Annotated in this window: 1 protein-coding gene; it reads right to left on the bottom strand. The window is 35.3% G+C overall.

Going from position 1 to position 828, the window contains the following annotated elements; genetic code table 11:
- Positions 1-828: HlyD family efflux transporter periplasmic adaptor subunit (locus tag CLOBL_RS27260; protein WP_143323978.1), on the bottom strand; the 828-nt coding region annotated here is incomplete at both ends.

The following is an 828-nucleotide window of genomic DNA, read 5'->3' as shown; positions in this document are numbered from 1 at the left end:
AAACTCTTGAAGTTGTATCTGCTGCAGCATCCATAGTCTGTATTGTTCCATTATAGTTTTGATCACTTCCATCAACTGTAACTGTAGCTGCTTGTCCTATTTTTACGCTACTTATTTTTTCTTGTGGTACTTGAATTGTTGCATATACAGATGATATGTCATTAACAGTTGCAAGGGCTGTACCTGTTGCTGCCATTTGTCCGACATTCATATTTTTACCACTTATCACACCACTTATTGGTGCCTTAATTACTGTATTAGCTAAATCACTTTGATACTTTTCTAGAGTTACATTTTGTGCTTGTATATTTGCCTTCGCTGTTTCAATATTTGCCTGTGCTGTTTGGATACCCGCATTTCCTGAGTCATAAGCAGCTTTAGCAGTATTTAAAGTTTTTTCTACAGCTTCAAGATCTGTTTCTGATACAGCCTTACTGTCATAAAGGGTTTTTTCTCTATCATAATTCTTCTGAGCATCATCCACATTTATTTTTAAACTTTCCATAGACACCTGTGCTGAATTTAATGATTGTTCTGATGCCTGTTCCTGTTTTTCATATACAGCTATTGAAGCTTGCGCGGTTTTTATATTGTTTTGTATATCCTGGTCATCTAAAGTCGCTATAGTATCACCTGCATTTACATATTGTCCATTGTCAACTGATACTGAAACAATCTTTGCTGAAAGCTTACTTGTTACTGTTCCTTGCTGATAAGCTTCTATAGTAGCTTTATATGTATCTCCTGCATTTTTTTCTGTTGTTTTAGCAGTTTGAACTTCTACTGAAGTTTTACTTACTGTAACTTGAGTCGTCTTGCCTTTTGAAC

It is taken from the genome of Clostridium sp. BL-8, from assembly GCF_002006495.1.
GTDB lineage: Bacteria > Bacillota > Clostridia > Clostridiales > Clostridiaceae > Clostridium.
The sequence above is the reverse complement of the archived record's forward strand: the minus strand, read 5'-3'. Positions and strand labels throughout refer to the sequence as shown.